The sequence below is a fragment of the Paenibacillus sp. FSL A5-0031 genome (genome assembly GCF_001956295.1).
Classification (GTDB): Bacteria; Bacillota; Bacilli; order Paenibacillales; family Paenibacillaceae; genus Pristimantibacillus.
In genome coordinates this window covers 1-615 of the sequence record NZ_MRTD01000062.1, presented here as the reverse complement: position 1 = coordinate 615, position 615 = coordinate 1, and the positions used below count along the sequence as shown (strand labels likewise).

Here is a 615-nt window from a genome sequence, read left to right as displayed (position 1 = left end):
CCATGTAAAGGTGTTTTGGTTGCGGGGGCAGGATTTGAACCTGCGGCCTTCGGGTTATGAGCCCGACGAGCTACCGGGCTGCTCCACCCCGCGTCATCTTGAAAGAAAAAATATGGTGACCCGTAGGGGACTCGAACCCCTGTTACCTCCGTGAAAGGGAGGTGTCTTAACCACTTGACCAACGGGCCTAGATAAATTGGAACGGAGAGAGAGGGATTCGAACCCTCGCACCACTTACGCAGTCTAACCCCTTAGCAGAGGGTCCCCGAACAGGACTCGAACCTGTGACAACTCGATTAACAGTCGAGTGCTCTACCAACTGAGCTATCAGGGAAAATATGGTGGGCCTTAGTGGACTCGAACCACCGACCTCACCCTTATCAGGGGTGCGCTCTAACCAGCTGAGCTAAAGGCCCTAAACATAAACATAAATCTTATGTAAGATCAATTGTTTATAATCAGGTAATCAAGTTGCGCCCTGAAAACTGGATACGAAAGGTTAGGCTTGCTGAAGCCTTTTTGCTGCTGTCTACTGGATGTATGGGTCACAGTAAACGTGTTTAGGATAAGCCCTCGACCGATTAGTATTCGTCAGCTACACACATTGCTGTGCTT

The 615-nt window shown here is 49.8% G+C and carries 4 tRNA genes; all 4 read right to left on the bottom strand.

What is annotated here, in order from left to right:
* Positions 1–16 precede the first annotated feature (16 nt).
* Positions 17–93: transfer RNA gene (locus BK120_RS34315), tRNA-Met, on the bottom strand.
* A gap of 20 nt (positions 94–113) precedes the next feature.
* A tRNA-Glu gene (locus BK120_RS34310) sits at positions 114–188 on the bottom strand.
* Between the two features lie 73 nt (positions 189–261).
* A tRNA-Asn gene (locus tag BK120_RS34305) sits at positions 262–334 on the bottom strand.
* Positions 335–339: 5 nt separating this feature from the next.
* Positions 340–416: transfer RNA gene (locus BK120_RS34300), tRNA-Ile, on the bottom strand.
* Positions 417–615 lie beyond the last annotated feature (199 nt).